The following is a 25,679-nucleotide window of genomic DNA, read 5'->3' on the forward strand; positions in this document are numbered from 1 at the left end:
ATACAAATCATAGTGCTTTTCCGATACCATTAAAAAAAACTACTTTCCAATAGCTCACTATAACCGCCAACAATTGACTATAATTTAACACTTATGGACTTTATAATTCAAATCCTATGGCGTTTCCCTCCGGGCCGCGCTGTCCGCTGTATCTTTTGCGGGGGAAGGATAATGGCGAAAGAGCTTTTGAGTGTCCCGCAAAAGGATGCCGCTTCCATCGCTAACGCGGCACATCGCCAATGCGGAGCCATCATTTAATCGGAACCCATTTTTCCAGAAGATCTATAAAACAGAAAACCCTATCCGTTTTGGATAGGGTTTTCAAAAGAAAGGCGACGACATACTCTCCCACAATGATGCAGTACCATCTGCGCAGGCGGGCTTAACTTCTCTGTTCGGGATGGGAAGAGGTGAGCCCCGCCGCAATAACCACCTTAAGAAGTTACAATTGCTTTGGGCAATCTTTTAATTGTTAATTATGAATTGTTAATTATCAATTAAATAATATTTTAACATATTGAGATAAAGAAAAGAAGAATATTTTAGAAAGTTTCCTCCCCCGATTTTCATCGGGGGAAAAGGGTGTACATAAGCTTACGGATTATTAGTACTACTCGACTATGACATTACTGCCTTTACATCTGTAGCCTATCAACGTGGTCATCTTCCACGATCCTTAAAAGAAATCTCATCTTGTGGTGGGTTTCGCGCTTATATGCTTTCAGCGCTTATCCCTTCCCAACGTAGCTACTCTGCGGTGCCCCTGGCGGGACAACAGATACACTAGAGGTTAGTCCAATTCGGTCCTCTCGTACTAGAATCAGATCCACTCAAATTTCTAACGCCCGCAGTAGATAGAGACCGAACTGTCTCACGACGTTCTGAACCCAGCTCGCGTGCCACTTTAATGGGCGAACAGCCCAACCCTTGGGACCTTCTCCAGCCCCAGGATGTGACGAGCCGACATCGAGGTGCCAAACCCCCCCGTCGATATGAGCTCTTGGGGGAGATCAGCCTGTTATCCCCGGCGTACCTTTTATCCTTTGAGCGATGGCCCTTCCATGCGGAACCACCGGATCACTATGCTCTACTTTCGTACCTGATCGACCTGTATGTCTCTCAGTCAAGCTCCCTTATGCCATTGCACTCTACGCACGGTTACCAAGCGTACTGAGGGAACCTTTAGAAGCCTCCGTTACTCTTTTGGAGGCGACCACCCCAGTCAAACTACCCACCAAGCACTGTCCCCCGCAGCACGGGGTTAGGCCTCAGATAAACAAAGGGTTGTATTTCAACAATGACTCCACAGCGCCTGGCGACGCCACTTCACAGTCTCCAACCTATCCTACACATCATTTATCCAAGGTCAATACTAAGCTATAGTAAAGGTGCACAGGGTCTTTTCGTCCCACTGCGGGTAAACGGCATCTTCACCGTTACTACAATTTCACCGAGCTCATGGCTGAGACAGTGTCCAGATCGTTACACCATTCGTGCAGGTCGGAACTTACCCGACAAGGAATTTCGCTACCTTAGGACCGTTATAGTTACGGCCGCCGTTTACTGGGGCTTCAATTCAATGCTTCTCCGAAGATAACATCTCCTCTTAACCTTCCAGCACCGGGCAGGTGTCAGGCCCTATACTTCATCTTACGATTTTGCAGAGCCCTGTGTTTTTGATAAACAGTCGCCTGGACCTCTTCACTGCGGCCCCGATTGCTCGGGGCGACCTTTCTCCCGAAGTTACAGGTCTATTTTGCCTAATTCCTTAGCCATGAATCTCTCGAGCACCTTAGGATTCTCTCCTCAACTACCTGTGTCGGTTTACGGTACTGGTTCTTACTGCCTGAAGTTTAGAGGTTTTTCTTGGAAGCCCTTAGGCGCACTATCTCTTTGTCCGAAGACTCCGAGTACTATCGCATTTCACCAAGATCTCCGGATTTGCCTAGAGACCCTATAGCTAGGTGCTTTAACGAACTATTCCGTCAGTTCGCGGCGCTTTCATCACTCCGTCACCCCATCACAGCAATAAGAAGTACGGGAATATTAACCCGTTGGCCATCGACTGTCCCTTTCGGGTTCGCCTTAGGTCCAGACTAACCCACAGCTGATTAGCATAGCTGTGGAAACCTTAGTTTTTCGGTGTGCGGGTTTCTCGCCCGCATTATCGTTACTTATGCCTACATTTTCTTTTCTGACCGGTCCAGCACCCCTTACGAGATACCTTCAGCCCTGTCAGAATGCTCCCCTACCACTTGCACATACATGCAAATCCATAGCTTCGGTAATATGCTTATGCCCGATTATTATCCATGCTCGTCCGCTCGACTAGTGAGCTGTTACGCACTCTTTAAATGAATGGCTGCTTCCAAGCCAACATCCTAGCTGTCTGGGCAGACAAACCTCGTTCTTTCAACTTAGCATATATTTGGGGACCTTAGCTGATGGTCTGGGTTCTTTCCCTCTCGGACTTGGACCTTAGCACCCAAGCCCTCACTGCTATCAATCATTATACAGCATTCGGAGTTTGTCAGGAATTGGTAGGCGGTGAAGCCCCCGCATCCAATCAGTAGCTCTACCTCTGTATAACTAAAATAACGCTGCACCTAAATGCATTTCGGGGAGTACGAGCTATTTCCGAGTTTGATTGGCCTTTCACCCCTACCCACAGGTCATCCGAAGACTTTTCAACGTCAACCGGTTCGGTCCTCCACTGTGTGTTACCACAGCTTCAACCTGCCCATGGGTAGATCACACGGTTTCGCGTCTAACACTACTGACTAAAGCGCCCTATTCAGACTCGCTTTCGCTGCGGATCCATGGCTTAACCACTTATCCTTGCCAGCAGCGTTAACTCGTAGGCTCATTATGCAAAAGGCACGCCGTCACCCCACGAAAGGGCTCCGACCGCTTGTAGGCGTATGGTTTCAGGATCTATTTCACTCCGTTATTCACGGTTCTTTTCACCTTTCCCTCACGGTACTGGTTCACTATCGGTCTCTCAGGAGTATTTAGCCTTAGCGGATGGTCCCGCCAAATTCAGACAGGGTTTCACGTGCCCCGCCCTACTCAGGATACCGCTATCCATTACGCTTGTTGCCCGTACGGGGCTATCACCCTCTATGGCGCTCCTTTCCAGAAGCTTCCGGTTCCTTGCGCATGAAATGTCGCGGTCCTACAACCCCAGCAATGCCGTAACAATACTGGTTTGGGCTAATCCGCGTTCGCTCGCCACTACTTACGGAATCACTTTTGTTTTCTTCTCCTCCGCCTACTTAGATGTTTCAGTTCAGCGGGTTTGCCCACCTATCGGTGTGCTATATCTTCAATATAGCGGGTTGCCCCATTCGGATATCTGCGGATCAATCTGTGTGTGCCAGTCCCCGCAGCTTTTCGCAGCTTATCACGTCCTTCATCGCCTCTGAGAGCCTAGGCATTCCCCATACGCCCTTATTTTGCTTATTGTACCAATCATAAAATTAATTATGACCGTTTTTTTTTGTTTTTTACAATAGAATTGTAAAAAACGCTTTCTACTTTCTTATTATTTTCTTATCTCAATATGTCAATGAACTTTTATCCTTTCGGACCAGTGGAGAATAACGGAGTCGAACCGTTGACCTCCTGCGTGCAAGGCAGGCGCTCTAGCCAGCTGAGCTAATCCCCCATTTTTTAGTGATGAGTTATTAGTTATGAGTTATGAATTATTTCTCATAAGGCCTCAACCTCTAAAATTTCCTTTTTTAAGTCAAATAGTAGTCCCGGGCAGACTCGAACTGCCGACCCCTACATTATCAGTGTAGTACTCTAACCAGCTGAGCTACGAGACTCTGTTTTACTTAAGTTTTATCATTTTTTTAAATTAACAGCAAGAGCAATACAATCTTCAATCCCAAACCTTTAGTCAGGCATCTTATTTCCCAAGCGTGCTTTTCAGCTAACGCTTTGGGCTCTAGAAAGGAGGTGTTCCAGCCGCACCTTCCGGTACGGCTACCTTGTTACGACTTAGCCCTAGTTACCAGTTTTACCCTAGGCAGCTCCTTGCGGTCACCGACTTCAGGCACCCCCAGCTTCCATGGCTTGACGGGCGGTGTGTACAAGGCCCGGGAACGTATTCACCGGATCATGGCTGATATCCGATTACTAGCGATTCCAGCTTCACGGAGTCGAGTTGCAGACTCCGATCCGAACTGTGACCGGCTTTATAGATTCGCTCCCCCTCGCGAGGTGGCTGCTCTCTGTACCGGCCATTGTAGCACGTGTGTAGCCCAAGGCGTAAGGGCCGTGATGATTTGACGTCATCCCCACCTTCCTCACAGTTTGCACTGGCAGTCTTGTTAGAGTTCCCGACACTACTCGCTGGCAACTAACAACAGGGGTTGCGCTCGTTATAGGACTTAACCTGACACCTCACGGCACGAGCTGACGACAACCATGCAGCACCTTGTAAACTGTCTTGCGAAAGATCTGTTTCCAAATCGGTCAGTCTGCATTTAAGCCTTGGTAAGGTTCCTCGCGTATCATCGAATTAAACCACATGCTCCACCGCTTGTGCGGGCCCCCGTCAATTCCTTTGAGTTTCATTCTTGCGAACGTACTCCCCAGGTGGGATACTTATCACTTTCGCTTAGCCACTGAGATTGCTCCCAACAGCTAGTATCCATCGTTTACGGCGTGGACTACCAGGGTATCTAATCCTGTTCGCTACCCACGCTTTCGTCCATCAGCGTCAATCCACTGGTAGCAACCTGCCTTCGCAATTGGTATTCCATGTAATCTCTAAGCATTTCACCGCTACACTACATATTCTAGTTGCTTCCCAGTAATTCAAGTCCAGCAGTATCAATGGCCGTTCCACCGTTGAGCGATGGGCTTTCACCACTGACTTACCAGACCGCCTACGGACCCTTTAAACCCAATGATTCCGGATAACGCTTGGATCCTCCGTATTACCGCGGCTGCTGGCACGGAGTTAGCCGATCCTTATTCTTACGGTACCGTCAAGCTCCTTCACGAAGGAGTGTTTCTTCCCGTACAAAAGCAGTTTACAATCCATAGGACCGTCATCCTGCACGCGGCATGGCTGGTTCAGGCTTGCGCCCATTGACCAATATTCCTCACTGCTGCCTCCCGTAGGAGTCTGGTCCGTGTCTCAGTACCAGTGTGGGGGATCTCCCTCTCAGGACCCCTACCCATCGTTGCCTTGGTAAGCCGTTACCTTACCAACTAGCTAATGGGACGCATGCTCATCTTTCACCGTTGTGACTTTAATTACAGGATGATGCCATCCCGTAATGCTATGAGGTATTAATCCAAATTTCTCTGGGCTATCCCTCTGTGAAAGGCAGATTGCATACGCGTTACGCACCCGTGCGCCGGTCTCAAGCACCGAAGTGCCCTACCCCTCGACTTGCATGTGTTAAGCCTGCCGCTAGCGTTCATCCTGAGCCAGGATCAAACTCTTCATCGTATATTTTAATATTATTATTCGATGCTATTCCTATCGGTTCTTTTTCGAATCTCACGATCCTACTGCTCTTATTCTTCTGTCTCGTTTTAAACGAGACGGCTGTCAATTCAATATGTCTACGAACGTAATTTCTCTGTCTTTCGCTTATCTCTCAAAGCGGGTGCAAAACTAAAACTTCTTTTTGTTTCCTGCAAGAAAAACTTGAAAAATTTTTGAAGCTTTTTTTTTCGCCTCATTTTCCCAATTCTTCTTCCAATCTTTCAAAGAGCTTTCCGTGTTTTGCGGGGTGCAAATGTAAAAAGCATTTCCGAATCTCGCAAGCTTTTCCGGATCTTTTTTTCTGGAAATTTCTTTCCCTTAAATCCTTCTTTCCTGCCAGTATTTCGAAGAGCGCCTTTCGCTGTTGCGGGTGCAAAAGTAGAACCTTTTTCCGCTTTTCCAACACTTTTATGCGTCTTTTTTCCATCTTTTTTTGCCTTTTTTCTTAACACTCTGATAACGGATGCTTTACAGACCGACTTTTTTTAAAACATTGAAATATTTTCCTTCGAAATAGTTTTAAATCGAAAAATGATAATCCAAAAAGACATATTGTATCAAACTAGGTGAGTTTTAATTCCATTATAAAAGCCTTAATATCAAAATTGAATTCTTGAACAGAATTGACCATTTATATTAAACATCTCAAACAACTACCTAACAAAAAGAGCCAAAGCACTATTAATAAGCATTTTGACTCTTTTTTACTATTTTCCTATGCATTTTTCTTTGTGTATTCTACTTCCTGATTCACTATAACATTATATTATAGTCTTCAAAACCCTTTATTACACAGATATCTGTCTCAGAAAATAATTTATACTTATATAAGTCAATAAGGTCTGATTTTTTCCGACTTTCCGATATTAACTTATATAAAATGTTTATGCAATCAATTAAAAATAACCGAATGATCTTTTACAATTAAATTTGAATTGGCATTTTTAGCCGTAGAAGTAAATGTGTTTCCTACCGATTTCTTTACATCACCATCATAATTCATGCTAAAAGCAACATCATTCTGGGTTGAAATGATTACACCGTCTTTATAAACGCTTGCTGTACCTTTTCCTGTAAAACTCACTTTGTATTTTTCTCCATTCTCTACAACCTTAAAAGTTCCCGCAGTAGGTCGAATACTAATTCCATTTGTAACCGATAAAGCTCCTTTTCCTGTATTGATATTTGTACCTAATAAAGATTGTCCCCATTTTGTAAAAGTATAAGCTGTAGCTTCAGAAAAACCTCCATAATTATAATCTCCTTTCGCTAAATTATTTTGAAGAGAAGAAAACAATTCGAAGTAAACTACTGCTCCATCCTCGGTTGCAGAAATAGATTTAGATCGTAACGAAAAATCAATGTTATACGCATTTCCGCGAATGCCATAATTCTCCAGATAACCTTGCGATAATTCCACCGTTTGGCTTCCAATTTTTAAGAATCCTTTATTTGTATTGCTTTGATGGCTTTCATCATCACTTGAACAAGATGATAGTAATGCAATGAAAATCAACACTAATACTTTTATACTATTATTCATATCTATGATAATTTATTTTAAAAAATCAGTTTTAGATTATTCGGGACAGGCATTAAAGCTCCATCCCGAATTCTTAACCTTACTTAACAATAATTCTAGCAGTCTGTCCTGTCTTAAGACTTTTAATAAAATAACTTCCGGAAGCCAAATCAGAAACTGACATCTCAGTTTCATAGCCAATTACATCAACTTGTTTAACCAAAAGTCCGTTCATACTGAAAATAACCAATTGATCAAATTCTGCACTTGATTTCAAGGTCACTTTTCCCGTAGCTACTGTTGGGAAAACTAAAAACTCTCCAAGTTTTTTCCAGCGTCCATAAAGCGTAAAATTATCTTTCTGCGTAGTGCTAAAGCCTGTTATTTCTTTTCCGTACAAAGCATCTGCATACCATCCTAAAAAGCGGTATCCTGAGCATTGTGCTTCCTCTAAAGTAAAAGCAATCCCTGTTTGCATAGTCGTTTTATTTGGATTAACCGCTCCTGCAGGTAGATTCAAGTACGAAATGCTATAAAAAGTTGGAGGTTCATCTTGTTTATTGTTTCCTCCCACTCCCCAAAAAGCATAAAAGGTTTGATTTCCTGTTGTAGCGCTGGCAATTTCTTTTATAGTATTAGGAATTGTTGGTGAAACCGACCATCCGTAAAAAGTATAATCTTTTAAGGTTGGGACTGGCAATGCTAATGCTGTACCTTCTGTATATTCTACCGGATTTAAACCAGAAATAGCATGGCCATCAATTGAATTTAGATAAGAAACACTCGATTTAATAATGGGTTTTGGATCTGGCTTATTATTCCCTCCTTCTCCCCAAAAGGCATAAAACACTTGATTTCCTGTAGCAGTTGCTGGAATCGTTTTTAATAATCCAGGCGTTGTTGCTGTTGCTGACCATCCGAAGAAAGTATAACCTTCTAGTTTTGGCGTTTTTAAGTTCGTAATCGTACCTTCCATATATTCAGCAGGATCAAGTATAATGGCTTTTCCGTCAAAAGAATTAATATAACTTATTTTGGAAAACTTAGCATCTGCTTTTAGCCATCTTGGATCTCCCAAAACATTTCCTTCTAACGAAGCCTTAGCCAAGGGAGAATTTTTAGAAAAGCTAAAATTACCTTGCGCTGGATTTGGGTACACTAGTGCCACCATGCCTAAACCTAATAACGTCTTAACATTTGACTCTCCCACAGTAACCGCTCCTTTCACTATCTGAGAGGAAACTCCGACAAGAAGATTATTGTCTAAAACCACTTTTCCTGCTCCAGCAACATTATTAGAATTAAACAAATAAAGCGGTTTTGCATTTTCTCGCTCGTCCTGCATAATGTTATTTTTGAAAGAGTAAACAGAAGCATTATTGTACTGATTGTCTACAAACACAAATCCGTTTCCAGTTTGATTACCTGAATTGTAAATCGTATTGCTTTCAAACGTAATATTAACTGTTTGTGTTGCTTCATTTTTGTTTTGAAGAATCAAGAAATTATTTCCTTTTTCGTAATTGAAAATAGTCGAATTTTTAACCGAAATAGAATTTACAATATGCGAATCTGGCTGAATAAAACTTCCTCCTGTTGCCGCACTTCCATCAATAATACAATTTTCTATAACAATTTTAGAAATCTCATTCTCTGAAACTCCTTCCGTCACTAATAAACTTTGTTTAATTCCTTTGATAGTCGAATTTTTAATTTCAAAACTTGACACACTTGCCCCTTTTTTCAATTGAAGCAAACTTGCACCAGCATTGGTTAAATCAAAATCAACACCATCAAAACTGAAGCTTCCAGAAACAATTTCTGGGTTTTCTGAAACGAAAGATGCTGCGAAAACAGGTTTTGCATTGGCATCTGGAATAAATGTATATTTATGGTTTTTAACAGTAAGATCAGCTGAGGCTGTATAAGTACCGCTTGCCATTATGAATTTTGATCCGTTTTCAGCAGCATTGTATTTTTCAACAAAATTCTGAGGGTTTACATAAACATCTAAACTCCCGTTTTGGTTCTCTGTAATATGATTTACAAGACTGTTAATGTAAACCTCAACATTAGTGTACTTGCCGTCAATCGTTTTTAAATTGCCATCTGCTGAACTGGCAGGATTTAATCCTTTTTCCGTTTCCCATTTATCAGGCATACCGTCACCGTCTGTATCTGTCGGAGCTTCTCCAGAAGGCAATACTGGCCATCCTCCAGTTGCTGAAGGCGTATCGATATAACCGTTTGTGCTTCCATTCCCACCATTCATAATACTTGCCGTACCAGAACGAGTATCATCTACCGCTCTTTTATCTACCGCATCTCTGTATAAATTGGCACCTGCATTTTCTAGAACCAATTCATACGCTTTTGTGGCGCTATGAGTCGTGATTTCTCCAAAAGTATGAGGTGCGTTAATTTTGATTGAAGCTTTATCTGCATCGCTCACAGGAAGCTGGCTGCCATGAAATTGGCTATAAACTCCGTATGTCCAGTTATCTTGAGTAGCTCTTTCTGATCCAACAACATAATTTCCGTCAACAAAATATTTTCCCCAAATTCCGTATAAAGGCGAAGTAGTGTCCAAACTTCTTCCTGTCGACAGAATACGTTCTTTGGTCGAATTTGAAGTCCCAGGTCCTGGTTTCCAATAATTATTTACTAAATTCACATTCATGGCATCTCCGCCATAACAGCTGTTTCCGCCCCAATTATAAATAACGTTGTTACGAATGTCAACCAAATCTGTTTTTGCAAAAATATCATTTGCATATTCTCCCAACCTTGGATTACGACTATCATGATGCGCTAACAGATTATGATGGAAAGAAGCGTTTCTACCACCCCAAACACCACCATATCCGTGAGCTCCTTTTGCGTGAACAGAATTCCTAAGGCTTTCAGAAATAATACACCATTGCAGCGTAAAGTTCTCATTTTGATAAAAAGAAACACATTCGTCTGTTGACCAGCTCATAGAGCAGTGATCTACAATGATATTCTTTTGAAAACGTCCTCCTAAAGCATCATTCTCTACATCATGAGTATCTCCCATTCTAAAGCGCAAATAACGTAGAATAATATTATTGCCTCTTACTTTAACATTATAATCTTTTAAAGTAATACCGCCTCCTGGAGCTGTTTGTCCTGCAATTGTAATATTATCAGTAATACTCAATTCGCTTTTTAATTCAATATTTCCCGAAACTTTAAAAACAACAATTCTAGGACCAGCCTGACCAATCGCATCACGAAGCGAACCCGCTCCAGAATCATTTAGATTTGTAACATAAATCACTTTTCCGCCACGGCCTCCTGTTACATATTTTCCATAACCTTCGGCTCCTGGAAATGCAGGAATGCTTTCAGTTCCTCCACCTGTTACTTCTTTTTTAACTTCAATCTTTCCTTCTCCGTTAAAAAATTCAGGATTTGTTATTTTATCGTAAGTTCCTTCTTTAAAATCTATTCCATTAATAGTAAGTTTTTGAACATTTAAAACAATGTTCAATGACGCTTTACCATTTTCTGTGATATTTAAATTTAAAGTGGAACCAGCTGCACGTTCATGGCTGAAAATAACATAATTATCCTGACCTATTTTAATAGTCCCAGAACCAAAAGCATTTGCAGAAGCGCCTTCAATTACCGTTGGATAATTTAATGCTGGAAATTTTGTGCTTTTCTGTGTAAGATTCCAAGTACCGATAAATTCGCTGTTATCACCTTTAAGAAGCAGAGTTCCTGTATTGGCATTAACACCTTGACCAATATTTAAAGGCGAAATGGTTCCGTTTCCTGATACGGGGCCGCTTAAAGTCATTATGGTTTGATTGGCAATCCCCGAAATCATTTCGAATTTCACATTTCCAGAAATGACCATCGGTGCTTCTAAAGCCATGCCTGCACCACTTGTATTATAATATACTCGCGTTCCTTCTTTAAAAGTCAATACACCTGTAGCTTTGTGAGCACCTCTCAAGCGAAGAGTTCCTGAGTCAGACAAAGTCATATCAGCAGGAAAAACTGTCGCGGTTGTTTCGATTTCTTTGGTGCAAGAAACGGTTTTACCTGCAACTGGCATTATAGCTGGATTATAATTTCCTGCATTGTCCCAGCTTTTATTTACTGCCGCAGTAAATTCATAATCAAAATTAGAAGGTGGTATAACTTCATTTGGCTTATTATTTCCTCCAGCTCCCCAGAAAGCATATAAAGTTTGATTTCCTGTTGCTGTAGCAGCAATTACATTTAATGTATTTGCTGTGGTGGCAGAAGACGACCATCCATAAAACGTATATCCTGTTAAAGTTGGAGTTGGCAATTTTGCTATTGTACCCTCAGTGTATTCTGTCGGAGTTAAACCTGATAAAGAAGTTCCATCAATTGAATTTAAATAAGTAATTGAAGATTTAGTCGCTCCTCCGTTAATAGCCATAATAATACTACTCAAATCGCTTAATCCGCCGTATTCATTTGCTGCTTGAACAGTGTATGTGTAAGTTCCTGCAACCGCTGAAGAATCTGCAAAAGTAGCTTCTGTTGTAATGCCTAAAACTTTACCTTCTTTGCTAATCACATAACATATTGCATACGGATTTTGATCCCATTTTAAAGTGTTAGCAGTAGATACTACAAGATTTGAAGGTTTTGTAATTTGCTCAACCACTCTGCGCGGATCCCATTTGTCTGTTCCGCTTAATACATTTTCTATCGTAAATTCATCAGCTTGTGCTTTGGTCAAAACTGGATTATAATTTCCTGTTTGGGCAACGCCGTTTACTGTAAATATATTAGTTCTGTTATCCGTATTTACTAATACGCCATTTCCGTTTACGCTATTGTATTCTGCAAAAAGGGCAGGTACCGTTCCCATACTTGCCCAACCGGCTGTATTAGGTTCCGTCATCATTTTTGTATTGAGATAAACGGCTCTTGGTGCATTTTGCCAAGGACGTCCTAAATAATAGCTTGTAGCGGCCGAAATAGTATTGTTGTTGAAAATATAACCATATTGAGTAGCCGTATCATGATTTGGAGCTACGATATACCCCGAAGCAACCGAAACCAAATTACACTCTTCAAACCAATGCGTTCCACCACCACAAATAAAATCAACATCTCCTTCGATCGTAGATTTATAGTAAAAACTTCTTTTTCCTCCTGTTACTTGCGTGTCTTGCTTGCTTCTAAGACGAACCCCATTATAAACATTTCGATCTCCCGCAGGATTTAATGCAGGTCTTTGTCCAGAAGTTGTAATTCCGTCTTTGTGCTCTATTGTTACATTTTCCATATACAAATCATTTGCTTCAATAGAGAGAACAGCATTTTTAATTCCCCATCCTGGATTTCCCTGTAGAATGACTTTGTCTTTAGATTGTGCAACTAGCGAAACGTTATTTTTTCCTGATGGAAGCTTTAAAACCACATCCTGAGGGTTTGTTCCGTCTCCACCCAAATTATAAGTCCCGTTGGCAATCAGTACCAAAAATCTTGATGCCGAATTATTAGGTGCAGCATTAAAAGCTTCTGCAATTGTCTTTACATATTTTCCTGAGGCAATTTGATCTGCTGTAGCATCTGCATCTACAATTAGATCAAATTTACGTTTGACAGGAATTGGCTTTTCCATTGTTTTAAACGACAAAGTAAGAGCTGAACCATCATTTCCAGAAAGGTCTTTTACAAATCCAGCTGGGATCGTAAAAGTATATTGCTTGTTATATTCCAATCCGAAATAGCTAAACTTTACTGTTTTGTTTACAAATTCGGCATTTAAATTTTTACCATTTAAAACAGCATTTCCTGTTCCTGATTGAACCTGTTCGTTATAGTTTAAAATAATGCTTCCATTTGCCGCCACAGAACCTGCCGCTTCTGTTGGAAATGAAGATTCTAAAACTGGCGCAACAGTATCACTAACTAAAACCTCATCGGCTTTAATCATTAAATTGGATAAGATTGTAGCTGTAACATCAATTGCAGATCCGTGTTTTGGTCCGTTTATATTTGGAATCCATCTTAAATAGATCTTTTCCTTTCCTTCGGCTTCAATAGGAAGAACTCCGCCAATATTGGTTATTGTTCCTGTATTGATTGTCGTTAAAGCCGAAACATTCACAAAATTTACTCCGTCTAATGAATATTGAAATGTCCACTCATCACACCCATAATAGTAGCCCAATAAACCCGAAGCAACATTTATGTTTTTATAACCCACCGTTGAAAGTGTTGTCATAAAATAATAAAAATTCCCTCTGTCATTATTCCAGACGCAAAATCCGTTCTTTCCTCCTCTATTTTGAAGTCTAACATTGGGTGCAAAAACATTGTCTGCTATATTATAGGCAAATAGTTGTGGTCTATTTTCTACTTTAGAATACAATTCGGCCACTCTCGGATTTGCGTATTGATCATTTTTAAATGTCCATCCCGCAATAAAAGTCTGATTGGCGTACGTTCCTGTAACTGTTCTATTTTCATTCATCACTACAGAAGTGCTTAATGAAGTGGAGCCATCAGCCCAATTGCTGAATTTTATAATATCGTTTTCCACTGCCGTAATCGTAACATTGGTTCCAGTTTCATAAACCGAAAATGCACCGTCTTTTCCTGCGGGAGAAACCGTATAGTCTCCTAAACCAAAAGCTCCGTTTGTGTTTACGCTTAAAGTATAAGTTGGTACAGCATCATACTGAGCGACTAAGGTCATGTCTGCATTTAGAGTATATGTTAACGGATTGGTTGTTGAAATAACAGCTCCTTTATCATCTACCCATTGCTTAAAACTGTAGCCGAAATTTTTATTGGCAGTCAATTTTATTTCGGTTCCTTTTGCAAATGTAGTTCCAGCAGGATTAAGTGTAACAGTTCCAGATGAGGCGGGATTGACATCTACAGTCAATTTGTGCGTCACAGCATTAGGGTTGTCGGTTACTTTTTCGAAATAATCTACGTTAAACAAATATCCTGTTCCAGGCCCAAGAAAAACGAGATACAGATCGAATGAACCATTCGTTGGCGTAATGGCTGCCGAGAACTTCTTGTAATCGGTAAAGCTTGTACTTCCTGATATCGTTGCAGAACCAATCAAAGTTCCTGTTGCAGAACCCAATCTAAATTCGATAGTTCCGCCAGTTGCTCCCGCCGCCGCAATATCAAAGCGAGTAACAAATTCGGTAAAATTAACTGCATTAAATTTAATCCAGGTATTGTTTTTAATATACCCTACGTTTCCGCCTCCCGAACGAGCAGCATTGGTTTCTGCCCTTGCTCCCGAAGCTTGGTTAAATGTTTCAGCTTCAATCTTCTCAATGGTTTGAGAAAACCCCATTACTGTAAACAGTACGAGGAATAGATGAATAAAAAATTGTTTTTTCATTTGGTTTAAATATGGTTTTAGTTAGTAATAGTTTTCAAAAGAGTTTTTTCTGGTATCTCAAACCCTTCTGACGGTTTAAATAAAATATTAGTTTAATTCTTTCATTCCTTCAAAAACTAATCTTGCCACTTCTTCAGCTCCTTTAGTTTGAAAATGTGTGTTATCTTTTTGTCCTTCCGGATAAGCTTCGTATATACCTCCTTTGAAATTCATAAAATAATTTTCACTCACATACGGCTGTCCTTTTTTGGTGAAAAAATCGATCGATTTTTGATTTAAATCAATGCATGGCACATCCAATTCTTTGGCTATATCTTTTACTGCCTGCGGATATAAACCATGAATATTCTGCAGTTTTCCGTCTTTCCACGGAAAGTTTCTGGCTACCGGCGTAATCAAAATCGGTTTTGCCCCTTTTGCTCTTGTCTGTTCTACAAAAAGCCTTAGAAATTCCTTATAGCCTTCAATATTTACATATCGTTCAGGCTTATCTTCGGCGGCATCATTATGGCCAAACTGCATTAAAACTAAATCACCTTTTTTTAGATTTTCGTAAACCAGACGCCATCTCCCTTCCTGAAAGAAAGTCCTAGTGCTTCGTCCACCTCTGGCTCTATCATCTACAAAAGCACTGTCAGTTTTAATCAGTTTATCGATTTTCTTTAGGCTGTCTTTTACTAAAAACTGCTGAAAAACCTGTCCCCAGCCTGTAACAGGATATCGTGTTTTCTTATAATCTTTCCCTTCTTCATAATTATTAGCATAATCAGCCACAGTAGAATCTCCTATCAAGTAAACCGTAGTTTTGGATTTTGGTTTTATAAAAGACATTACTGCAAATGCTAAAGCCATACAGAGAATTGAAATAGTGAATCTTGATTTCATAATTCTTTATTTTTTAAAAACATTAGTTAAAAATTGATCTATATATTGAATTGTTGGTTCAAACCAAGGGTTGAAAAGACAAAAAACATGAGGTGAGTTTTCAAATTCGTGAACCTCCGAATAGATTCCGTTTTCTGTCAAAACTTTTCTAAAATCATCTCTTCCAGCATGCATTCTAGAAATCGAACTATTAATAAATAAAGTGGGCGGAGTTGAAGAATTTACATAAGACAACGGAGAAGCGGCTTCCCATAGTTTCGAATTGTCTTTTCTAGAATAGCCAAACCAATAAGTTCCTGCCGAAATATTTTTAGTATCATTTCCTTCGCTGCTTTCAGGATGGGTAAAAGATAGTGTTCCGTCAATATCAATTATGGCGTTGACTTGAGCTTTTGAGCTTGAATTTGTCACTTCTCCCTCAAACAGAGGCATATTGCCTGTTACTCCCATAAAAGCTGCCAGTTCTCCACCAGCAGAAAATCCAAGCGAAACAATTTGATTTGGATTAACATTATACGTATCTGCATTTTCTCTTACCCAGCGAATCGAAGCTTTAATATCGTAAACTGCTGCCGGAAAAAGTGCTTCTGTAGAAAGTCTGTACTCGGGCGTAAAACAAACATAACCTAGGCTTGCCAATTTCTGTGCCATCTGATGATGTTGTTCTCGGCTTCCAGATCGCCATCCTCCTCCATGAATAAGTATAATGGCAGTCTGTTGTTTTTCTTTTTTATTTTTATCGAAGAAAACATCCAGTTTCATTTTCCGTTTTCCATAAGTGCAATATACAATGTCGTTCTTCTGCACAAGAGCGTCAAAATGCATTTCGGAAACAAGAGAAATATTAGGAAAGTATTTCAATGTTTTTTTGAATGCGCTTCTATTATTGAAAGAAGTGTCTTTAACCTGAGTCAATCCTTCCAAATATTGCGCGTTCATCTTTTGAAGAAATAAGATCCAGACCCAAATAAATACTGCTTTTAATTTTCTGTTTTGAAACTTCATTCTTTATTTATTTTATCGATTATAACTTCTGAAAGATGCTTTTAAAAACTTCAATTCGGTTTCCAATCTTTAAAAATGGCTTTCATCGAATATTCCTTTTTAAATTGTGCTGCTGAAAGCTGATGTGACCAATTGGCTCTTGATGCAGCATTTGCTCCTGCCCCTGTAGATTGATATTCGGCATAAAAAACCGTTTTTTCGGCTTCTGGTTTTCCCCAATTATGCCACCCTAATGGTTTAATGTGTGAATCCATTTCACACATTATAAAAACAGTTTTGGCATAATTTCTCCACGGTCTTCCTAAGAAATAAGAGTTATCTCCTGAATTTGAAGTCAGTTTGCAGTTTAGAAATACAAATCCGTATGCGCTGGATTCTGGCGTATTGGCAGCAGTAATATAAGAGCCTCCTTTTTTAGAGAAGATTTCACATTGATCAAAAATCACGGTCGAACCTCCAAAAATGAAATCAGTTGTTCCTTCGATATAACAGTTTTTATAATACTGTCTACTGCCACTTTCTCTTGGATATAAAGTGTCTTGAAATCCTAAAAATCTGCAATTCTCGAATATGATTCGGTCTCCGTCAATTCTAACTGCCACCGCCTGCCCAACTGGGCCAGACGAATTCTCGAACGTAATATTCTGCGCTTTAAAACCATTACCTGCAACAATAAAACTCGCAGATCCAGAAGTTCCGACTGTTCCTCCTGCACCATTCGATTTGGATGCATAGTCATCATAAGTCAGGATTACATTTTCTCTGCTTTCCCCAATCAGCGTAATGTTATTTTTATTTAAGGCTAATTCTAGTTTTTCTTTGTAGATTCCATTCTTTACAAAAATTCTAGTTTCTGATGTTTTTAATAATGGCACCGAATTAAACGCTTCTTGAACAGTTTTAAAATCTCCTTTTCCATCTGCATCCACAACAATATCATAAGGCTTGATTACTGTTGTAGAATCATTTTCAAACGAAAGATTCATAAAGAAAATGGAAACGGCCACAAATTTGAATAGTATCATTTTTTTCTATTTTAGTCCACCACTTTTACTTCTCTTTTAATCGATTCTAGCACTTTTAGATCTTTATCCATAACCATTTTTTTACCGTTGGTTTTTAGTGAAATATCTTTTGTTTCTAAACCTCCAACCCAAAACATCTGATTTTCTCCTGTAGATTTCAAACCATCTAAACTCACATTCTGACTGTTTGAAAAACTTACCGCGATTCCAGGTTTGTCTAATCTTAAATCAAGATTTTTAAAAGTGATTTTGCTCGTATAGTTCAACTGAACTCCAATATCTGAACGGATAATCATGTTATCAAATTCGATGTTAGTAACTGGCATTTCTGGAATTCCCATAATTTTTAAAGCCTGAGCCGCACCATTTACATAAATGTTTTTGAAATACATATTTTTAAAAGCAGGCGTATCATCAGAAATAGCTTCTTTTGCGACTGTTATTTCGCCTGTTGTTTTATCTTCTGATAAAGATTTTCCGAAATAATACAAATTAAAATTGATGGCGTCTGTTGGAATATTATTCATGCGAATGTCTTCCATCCAAATATTCTCCACTACTCCACCACGTCCTCGAACAGATTTAAAACGAAGTCCGCAATCTGTTCCATTAAATGTTAGGTTTTTGGCAAATATATTTTTAACGCCTCCAGACATTTCGCTTCCAATTGTAAAACCTCCATGTGCGTGATAAACCACACAATCTGTAATCACAAAAAATTCGGTTGGTTTTGCACGGTCTCTTCCTTCTTTATCTTTTCCAGATTTAATGCAGATCGCATCATCGCCAACATCAAAACGACAATTGGTTACCGTTCCGATTCGGCAGGATTCTAAATCTAAACCATCTCCATTTTGAGAATACCATGGATTGCGAATTGTTAAGTTTCGTAGAGTAAGATGCTCGCACATTAACGGATTCACATTCCAAGCAGGAGAATTTTGAAAAGTGACACCGTCTAAAAGCAGTTTTTTACAATTAACCAAACTCACCATAACCGGACGAAGTGCTTCTTTATAAGGCTCCATGTTTTCTACAGTTTCCTTTTTAGGCAATTTATTTCTTTCTTCATTCCCTTCATAAGCTCCTTTAGAAGGATACCAGATTTTTCCGTCTTTAGACAGAACACCGCCAGATTTTACCAATTCGTCCCATTGCCCAGCAGTCATTTTTCCGATTTTAACAGGTCTCCATACAGCACCATTTCCATCAAAAATTCCTTGACCCGTAATGGCAATGTTTTCTAAGTCAACTCCCATAATTGGCGATTCACAGCGAATGACTTTATTACCTTCAAAATAGGATTCTATTAGTTTGTACTGCTTTAAATCGCTTGTAAAAGAAACAAAAGCGCCATTTTGCGTATGCAGATTTACATTGCTTTTCAGTTTTATTGGTCCTGTTGTCCAAAGTCCAGCAGGAATTACCACAACTCCTCCGCCCGACTTAGAACATTTTTCAATTGCCGAATTAATAGCATTTGTACAAAGCTGTTCTGTATTTGGTATTGCCCCAAAATCGAGAATATTTAAAGTGTCTCTTTTAAACTCTGGAATTTGCACTTCTGGCATTTTGAAAGGGATTTTCAAACTTGATTTAGCTTTTATATCCGACGCATTTACAGTTCCTTTCTTTTGTCCAATACATGAAAAAGCCAGAAAAAGAAATGCTGTTATAAAAAGTGTGCTTTTAGTTTTTATCATAACCAATTGTAATTTTGATATATTATTTTTTGTCTAAAGATTTTTGCAATTCGATTCCAGCTAGAATATAAGGACCAACTGCTTTTGCATCATCATCTCTAATAGGTTCAGAAATATAGTATTCAAATGAACCGTTTCTATCTTCAGGATTCTTACCTCCTAATCCCGCAACGGCACAGCATTTTGAAATAGAAATAGTTCCGTCTTCATTGTTTTTTATAAATTCTTTTTGAATTCCGTTAAAGCCTTTTTTTGCCGATTTCAGAAACTTTTCGTTTACATAACCTTTGTTGTAAGCTTTAGCAAAAGAATACACAAACATTGCAGAGCAAGTCGATTCCAGATAATTGCCCTTTCTTCCTGGCTGATCCATTACTTGCCACCAGACTCCTGTTTTAGAATCTTGCGCTTTTAGAACACCATCAAAAACCTGTTGAACAATTTTGATTAAGTCTTTTCGTTTAGAATGATTTTCAGGAACAAAGTCTAAAATATCAACTAAAGCCATACAATACCACCCTTGTGCTCGTCCCCATACATGTGTAGAAGTTCCGGTTGTTTTGTTTGCCCAGAATTGCGCACGCTTTTCATCATAACCATGAAAATTCAAACCTGTTTTAGCATCAAAAGTGTGTTTCTGAATCAATTCTGCTTGAAGGATAGCATCATCAATCGCTTTTGGATCACTGAAAACTTCTCCGTATTGCGCTGAAAAAGGATCTGCCATATAAACGCCATCCAGCCACATTTGCCACGGATAGCTCTTTTTATGCCAATAACCGCCATCAGAATTCCTTGGATGTCCTTCTAATTGTTTGTGCAATAAATCCATGGCTTTTTTATAGCGCGAATCATTTGTTTTTTTATAAATTTCAAAAAGTATTTTCCCAGAATTTATCAGATCCAAGCTGTATTTATCGAGTTCATAGCCTCCTAATATGTTTCCATCTTTGTCAATTAATTGTTCCGCATAAGAAAGTCCGTAATCCCAATATTTCTGATTTTTAGTATAATCGTACAATTTCTGATTGGCCAGAGCCACCAAACCATTGGTATAATTCCATTTGGGATATTTAACTCCATCCAGAAATACTGGATTTGGAACACGTTTTTGATCTGAATCGGCCATTTTAATTGCCCATTCTATTGGAGATAATTCTTTTTTATGTGCAGATCTTGATTGCCCGAAAGAAATGATGCCAACGAACAGAGCAAGAAAACAATATTTCATTTTATGCTTCATATTATTTCTAATTTTCTTCAACTCTAAACCAATCGTAATCGGCATAACTGCTGTCATTTATAGTTTTCGATCCTGTTGCAAAAAGTCCGATTTTAGCGCCAACCCATCTTCCCGCGCTTGGCTTGAATGATTCTCCCAGTTTTTTAAAATTCTTTCCATCAATGCTGTAGTAAAAAGTGACTTTAGCATCAAAAGGTTCTTTGTTCTGAATCATTTCTACTTTGGCACGCAGACTCACTTCTTTTTTATTGACAGGAATCGATGCCATTTCTTTCTCCAATTCTTTAGAAGTTCTGGCGCTTTTCATAATGCGTTGCACCAAATTTAAATTGCCAGCTTTATCCTGTTCAATTGCGATATAAGCGTAATCTTCGCCAAATACAATCAAACCTGAACCGCTTACTCCTGCATCTGGATTATTTTCGAAAGTCAATTTTGTTGTTGCCGTAAAATTGGCACCGGGAAATTTTTGCAATAAAAGGTTCGGCATCATCCACATGGTTTTTATTCCTTCTTTTTTCGGAATACAATTTAGACGCATAAAACCAAGATTTGCAGAAGACCATCCCCAATGCTCTGCAGGATTCTGATTGGCTTGCCATTGCCATTGCAGTCCCAATTGATGGCTATTAAATTCATCTGAAGAAACTAATGGCGTTGCTGGATAATTTTTCCCTACGTTTGGTTTTGTCCATTCCATAACAGGCTCTCCAATTCCGTCTTTATTGGAATCTTTCCCCATAATAGGCCAACCGTCTTTCCAAGTCACAGGCTGCAAATGAACCACGCGTCCATAAGCCCAACGGTCTTGAAAATGCAAAAACCATCCGTCTCCGTTTGGAGTTTCTACATAACCGCCTTGATGAGGCCCGTTAACTGGTGAATCTCCTTGATGAAGAACCACTTTATATTCATAAGGTCCCCAAACATTTTTTGAACGCATTGCCAATTGCCATCCTGGCTTTACGCCACCTGCAGGAGCCATAATCCAATAGTATCCTTCACGTTTGTACATTTTTGAACCTTCAACGGTAGTGTGACCATTATGCCCGTCAAAAACCAAAGCTGGATTTCCTATTATTTTAGTTCCGTCTGGTGCCATTTCAGACAGCATTAAAACTGTTTTCACATTAGCGCGGCTTCCTGCAAAAGCATACGATAAATACGCTTTTCCGTCTTCATCCCAAAATGGACACGTATCTATAATTCCTTTTGCTTCTTTTACTAAAATAGGCTCATCCCAAACACCAGCAGGATTCTTAGTTTTTACCATAAATATCCCAAAATCAGGATCTCCCCAGTAAATAAAATACTCGCCATTGTGGTAACGAATAGACGGCGCCCAAACGCCATCGCCATGACGAACAGTTTGATAATGTTCTATCGGAAATAGATTTTGCAATGCATATCCAATCAATTCCCAATTTACAAGGTCTTTAGAATGAAGTATAGGAAGTCCTGGAACACTGTTAAAGCTAGAGGCTGTCATGTAATAACCATCTTCTCCAGCACAAACATCGGGATCAGAATAATCTACATGTAAGATTGGGTTTTTATATTTTCCATTTCCTAAGTCGGCGTTCCAGCCCTGTGCATTTGCTCCTAAATACCAAAATAATCCTAAGGCGAATAGTAATTGTTTGAATTTCATTGTATTATTTTTTATTATATAATTCGCTTCATTAAAACATCAACAAAAAAGTCTTGATGTTTTAAAGTCTAATTTTCTTATATTAATCTAAGGAAGACAGTACAATGAAGTATCCTCAACCACAAGGATACTTCATGAAAGTACTGAAACCACTTAATTAACAAAACTTAAGGCAACCATCTTGTATCTCCTACTCTATTGGTTACAATTGGAGAATTTGGATCTTTAATCATCAAATTGCCATTTGCAGGATCAACAAATAAATTTTGTGCACTTATACCCAGATCGGTTCCCTGAATTGCAGCAGCACCTAGTAGATAATCTGTCGTTGTATAATTGTTTCCGTAAGTTACAGGTGTATTGGCTGCAATTGCCTGAATTACTTTACCGCAAGAAGATGCCAATAACACATTCTTAAAGATTAAAGTAGATCCGACAGCATTCGGAATATTGATTAATGACCTATTATACGCATAATCATAAATCGTAATATTTTGGTATTCTAATTGGATCGGATAAGCCGATGTACCATAATCAAACAGGTTTTTAAAGTTTCGGTTCTTGTCTGTTGTCTGATAGTAATCTCTCATGAAAGTACAGTTTGAGAATTTAGCTTTCTTCACATTATCAGCTCCAGCAGAACCAAATACAAATGTTCCGTATGGTCCTGAGTGTCCTCCAACCTGATCAAATGTACAGTAGCTCATATCAAATTCACCAATTTCTTTGTATTTTCCGTTTCCTTGATGTCTCCAGAATCCACGTTTGAAATAATTGAAAACACAATTGTAGAAAGTAATTTTATCTAATTTCCAAGCTGTTCCGCTATTAAAGAAATAACTTGCATCAATAGTCTGATAAAAACGAATGTTTTCAAAAGCCAATTCTGATAAATAAGAGCCTTCTGCAATATTCCAGTTTCCGTTCATTTCGATCTGAGGGCGTTCTCCTTCAGTTCCTCCTGTAAGTTTAAATCCTTTTGAAATGGTAAAAGGCGTAATTTTAAACAATGAACCTGCTTCAAGGAAATATTCTGTTCCTTCTGGAATCGTCGGATCATCATTGTTTGTTCTCAATAAAGCATCTAAGTCCATTCCTTTTGTTACAATAATAGTGGATGTTGATGGACCTGCCGAACGGAAAGAAACCTGATTATAAGGCTTATCGTAGCGTCTTGGTTTGTTGTTGTCGAAAATATTAACATTGTATAATGTGTTTTTTTCTAAGCCAACTACTGTTGCTTCTCCTTTAGCAATTTCCGCAGAAGTTAACTTACGGCCAATTGCAGGAATTTCAGCAGATTGTGCAGGCGAAACGGAAATACTGTCTACTGGATTCTGAGAAGAAATGTCCCAGTTTACTGTAACTTCAGTTTCTGTAATATTAACCTTTTCTACTGTATGCAAAATTGGATCAAACGGCGGACGCTCTTCTGTTAAAGCATTGGTATAAGACCATTGTGAATTATGTCCATCAATTACATGGTTAGATCTCACCCTAATATAAAACTGGGTTTTATATGGAATATCATCCATCAAAAGCTGCGTTTCTGTCGTTGTATACGATTTGTACAAACTTTTATAATAATTGTCTAAATGCAACTCTACGGTATAAGATTTTGCATCGTTGACTTTATACCATACAATAGCTATTGAGTTGCCTTTTACTAAAGGAGCTGTAAGTACAAATTTTGGCTGAAACAGATCTTGTTCTTGCGGATATTTAAACTCATCGTTTTCACAAGATATCAGCATTTCTCCACAGGCAATGATACCAAGAAGAGATAATATATAAAGTATTTTTCTAAATTTTTTCATGCTTGGCTCGATTTAAAAATTAAATCCATAATAATTTTGAATAGCTCCTCTATGGTCTGTAATTACCTTAGAAGGATACGGACATAAATAACGTAATGGATCTGTTGGAGATACCGATGAAGCGTTGTTGTAATTGATGAATCCTCTAAAACTCCATTTAATATCGTTTCTTGGTTCGTAACTTGCAGTTTCGTTGTTTAATGAATACCAGCTTACTGCAAACGGAAGTTCTGTATAACCTGCAGGACGAGCCTGTAAAATTTCATCTATTCCTTTTATATCTAAGATTGTTCTACCAGAGTTAACAGGATCTGGAATGTTTTTGTAATAGATACTTCCCGGAACTTGATCAATGCCAGCCACATAAGCTCCATTGGCTACACGTCCCCAATTGTATAGCTTAAAATATTGATTGTAAATCACTTCGCTGAATTTATTCCAACGGGCCAAATCGAATTTGCGTTTGCTTTCTCCACCAAATTCCCATTTACGCTCGTCCATAATAGCTTTAAAGAACAAATCTGGCGATGACTTAGACATTACATAATTATCTACTTTAGTTGCCCAATCTGCTTGAGCAAAAGCTCTTCTTCTCACACGTCTCAAACATTCACGTGCATCTTCGCGAGGGCCAAAACGTTCATTCACCGCTTCTGCGTACATTAATAATACATCTGCAAAACGCATCCAAGAATAGTTGATTCCCGTACCTTTCTGGCTTGTGCTTCCCAGCGGATCATTCATCCATAATTTAGACCATTTTCCCACTGCCAAACGTGCCAAATCCAGACGAATTACCTGATTTAAGTTTTGATCGTAAGAAAGCGGTGCACAGGTAATATCTCTTCTTAAATCTTTATTATCAAATGAATAAAGATATTCTCCGCATAAACTAAGAGTTCCAGAAGCACTTCCGTAAGGATGATTTCCTTCAGCAATCGGAATTCCAGCAAGATATCCATACTCACCTGTAGAGTTTTTCAGCATCGGAATTGAGAAAATAACGTCATCATTAACTGGTGTTTCCCAATTGTTCTGTTTCATCCAGAAATCTCTATAACTCAATTTTAAATCATGCTGTCTGCCTAAAATTACTTTTTCTAGATATTGGATTGCGATATCATAATACTCCTCGTAATTTTTTCCTCTTTCCATATGCCCAATACTTGCTGGATTGTTTTCGTCTGGACGAAGCGTCCATCCTCCTCTTGTAAGAGCCAATAATCCGATCAAACCTTGATTGAAACTTCTAGAAGCACGTTCTACTCCATAATCCAATTCGTTTGCATTTTTCATATAAGGCTCAACTGACTTTAAATCGTCAATTAAAAATTCAAGAATCACATTTCGATCCGTAGTTCCTACAGCAAAATTCTCATCTCCAGTTGAAGATTTGGTACGAAAGACAACGTCTCCCCAAATACGGATAATGTCTAAATACACCATTGCACGAATTGTTTTCACTTCTCCATACATCTGCATAATAGTAGAAGGAGCATTTTTTGGATCTGCTTTATACAAATCAGAACTTTCGATTCCTTCAATTACATCATTAGCGGTATTGATTATTTTGTACATCGCACTCCAAGTGCCATTTAAAGTAGTCCAATATGGTTTTGGATCGTAACACGCAATATCAGAACCGTTTCCGTTTACAGTATTGGTCGAAACGCCAGACATTTCTACATCCGTATTCATATTAAAAACAAAAGCAAGACGGTTAGCATAAGCATCATCAGTCAGCATAAGCGTATAAACACCCGCAACAGCAGACTGAATGTCTTTCTCTGATTTAAAAACTTCTGCTTGGGTAAAGCCAGATCCAGGCTGTACATCTAGATATTCATCGCAGGCTGTAAAAGACAGCGCAACAACTAGCAGCAAACTAAATATTATCTTTTTATTCATCTTTATGAGATTTAATATTGTTTA

At 39.0% G+C, this 25,679-nt stretch carries 11 protein-coding genes, 2 tRNA genes and 3 rRNA genes; all 16 read right to left on the reverse strand.

Annotated features, from left to right (window positions below; translation table 11 throughout):
• Nucleotides 1–327: 327 nt before the first annotated feature.
• The 16 genes from rrf to OZP10_RS22465 all read right to left on the reverse strand — a co-directional run bounded on the left by rrf (nt 328) and on the right by OZP10_RS22465 (nt 25,655).
• Nucleotides 328–437 (reverse strand): 5S ribosomal RNA (rrf, locus tag OZP10_RS22390).
• Nucleotides 438–584: 147 nt separating this feature from the next.
• Nucleotides 585–3,465: ribosomal RNA gene (locus tag OZP10_RS22395) — 23S ribosomal RNA — on the reverse strand.
• A gap of 128 nt (nt 3,466–3,593) precedes the next feature.
• Nucleotides 3,594–3,667, reverse strand: a tRNA-Ala gene (locus OZP10_RS22400).
• An 89-nt stretch (nt 3,668–3,756) separates the two neighbouring features.
• Nucleotides 3,757–3,830 (reverse strand) — tRNA-Ile (locus tag OZP10_RS22405).
• Between the two features lie 126 nt (nt 3,831–3,956).
• A 16S ribosomal RNA gene (locus tag OZP10_RS22410) occupies nt 3,957–5,470 on the reverse strand.
• The 16S, 23S and 5S rRNA genes sit together here with 2 tRNA genes alongside, the layout of an rRNA operon.
• 232 nt (nt 5,471–5,702) lie before the next feature.
• Entirely contained in the window at nt 5,703–5,936 is a 234-nt protein-coding gene (locus OZP10_RS22415) for a hypothetical protein (RefSeq protein WP_281631418.1), read from the reverse strand.
• Nucleotides 5,937–6,401: 465 nt separating this feature from the next.
• On the reverse strand, nt 6,402–7,052 hold the full coding sequence (locus OZP10_RS22420; protein ID WP_281632871.1) for a hypothetical protein: 651 nt from the start codon (nt 7,050–7,052) through the stop codon (nt 6,402–6,404).
• Between the two features lie 79 nt (nt 7,053–7,131).
• The gene (locus tag OZP10_RS22425; protein WP_281632872.1) at nt 7,132–14,418 is read right to left on the reverse strand and encodes a pectinesterase family protein; all 7,287 of its coding nucleotides are present in this window, start codon (nt 14,416–14,418) and stop codon (nt 7,132–7,134) included.
• 87 nt (nt 14,419–14,505) lie between these two features.
• A complete protein-coding gene (locus OZP10_RS22430; RefSeq protein ID WP_281632873.1) occupies nt 14,506–15,303 on the reverse strand; it encodes a rhamnogalacturonan acetylesterase in 798 nt (265 codons plus the stop codon).
• Nucleotides 15,304–15,309: 6 nt separating this feature from the next.
• Nucleotides 15,310–16,308, reverse strand: coding sequence for an alpha/beta hydrolase (locus tag OZP10_RS22435; RefSeq protein ID WP_281632874.1), 999 nt, complete (start codon nt 16,306–16,308; stop codon nt 15,310–15,312).
• 50 nt (nt 16,309–16,358) lie between these two features.
• A complete protein-coding gene (locus OZP10_RS22440) occupies nt 16,359–17,333 on the reverse strand; it encodes a pectinesterase family protein (protein WP_281632875.1) in 975 nt (324 codons plus the stop codon).
• An 11-nt stretch (nt 17,334–17,344) separates the two neighbouring features.
• Entirely contained in the window at nt 17,345–19,036 is a 1,692-nt protein-coding gene (locus OZP10_RS22445; RefSeq protein WP_281632876.1) for a glycoside hydrolase family 28 protein, read from the reverse strand.
• A gap of 22 nt (nt 19,037–19,058) precedes the next feature.
• On the reverse strand, nt 19,059–20,336 hold the full coding sequence (locus OZP10_RS22450) for a glycoside hydrolase family 88/105 protein (protein ID WP_281632877.1): 1,278 nt from the start codon (nt 20,334–20,336) through the stop codon (nt 19,059–19,061).
• Entirely contained in the window at nt 20,287–21,930 is a 1,644-nt protein-coding gene (locus OZP10_RS22455; RefSeq protein WP_281632878.1) for a glycoside hydrolase family 43 protein, read from the reverse strand. Before OZP10_RS22455 ends, OZP10_RS22450 begins: the two co-directional genes overlap by 50 nt.
• A gap of 167 nt (nt 21,931–22,097) precedes the next feature.
• Nucleotides 22,098–23,747 (reverse strand): DUF5123 domain-containing protein, encoded by a 1,650-nt coding sequence (locus OZP10_RS22460; RefSeq protein ID WP_281632879.1) that lies wholly within the window; start codon nt 23,745–23,747, stop codon nt 22,098–22,100.
• 12 nt (nt 23,748–23,759) lie between these two features.
• A complete protein-coding gene (locus OZP10_RS22465; RefSeq protein ID WP_281632880.1) occupies nt 23,760–25,655 on the reverse strand; it encodes a RagB/SusD family nutrient uptake outer membrane protein in 1,896 nt (631 codons plus the stop codon).
• Nucleotides 25,656–25,679 lie beyond the last annotated feature (24 nt).

Origin of the sequence: Flavobacterium luteolum, from assembly GCF_027111275.1 — a bacterium.
GTDB classification, from domain to species: Bacteria; Bacteroidota; Bacteroidia; order Flavobacteriales; family Flavobacteriaceae; genus Flavobacterium; species Flavobacterium luteolum.

Bases quoted from the DNA above. Each gene is read 5' to 3' on its own strand.
- OZP10_RS22465 (WP_281632880.1), bottom strand. From the start codon at position 25,655: ATGAATAAAAAGATAATATTTAGTTTGCTGCTAGTTGTTGCGCTGTCT.
- OZP10_RS22460 (WP_281632879.1), bottom strand. From the start codon at position 23,747: ATGAAAAAATTTAGAAAAATACTTTATATATTATCTCTTCTTGGTATC.
- OZP10_RS22425 (WP_281632872.1), bottom strand. From the start codon at position 14,418: ATGAAAAAACAATTTTTTATTCATCTATTCCTCGTACTGTTTACAGTA.
- OZP10_RS22420 (WP_281632871.1), bottom strand. From the start codon at position 7,052: ATGAATAATAGTATAAAAGTATTAGTGTTGATTTTCATTGCATTACTA.
- OZP10_RS22450 (WP_281632877.1), bottom strand. From the start codon at position 20,336: ATGACAGCAGTTATGCCGATTACGATTGGTTTAGAGTTGAAGAAAATT.
- OZP10_RS22435 (WP_281632874.1), bottom strand. From the start codon at position 16,308: ATGAAGTTTCAAAACAGAAAATTAAAAGCAGTATTTATTTGGGTCTGG.
- OZP10_RS22415 (WP_281631418.1), bottom strand. From the start codon at position 5,936: ATGGAAAAAAGACGCATAAAAGTGTTGGAAAAGCGGAAAAAGGTTCTA.
- OZP10_RS22455 (WP_281632878.1), bottom strand. From the start codon at position 21,930: ATGAAATTCAAACAATTACTATTCGCCTTAGGATTATTTTGGTATTTA.
- OZP10_RS22440 (WP_281632875.1), bottom strand. From the start codon at position 17,333: ATGATACTATTCAAATTTGTGGCCGTTTCCATTTTCTTTATGAATCTT.
- OZP10_RS22445 (WP_281632876.1), bottom strand. From the start codon at position 19,036: ATGATAAAAACTAAAAGCACACTTTTTATAACAGCATTTCTTTTTCTG.
- OZP10_RS22430 (WP_281632873.1), bottom strand. From the start codon at position 15,303: ATGAAATCAAGATTCACTATTTCAATTCTCTGTATGGCTTTAGCATTT.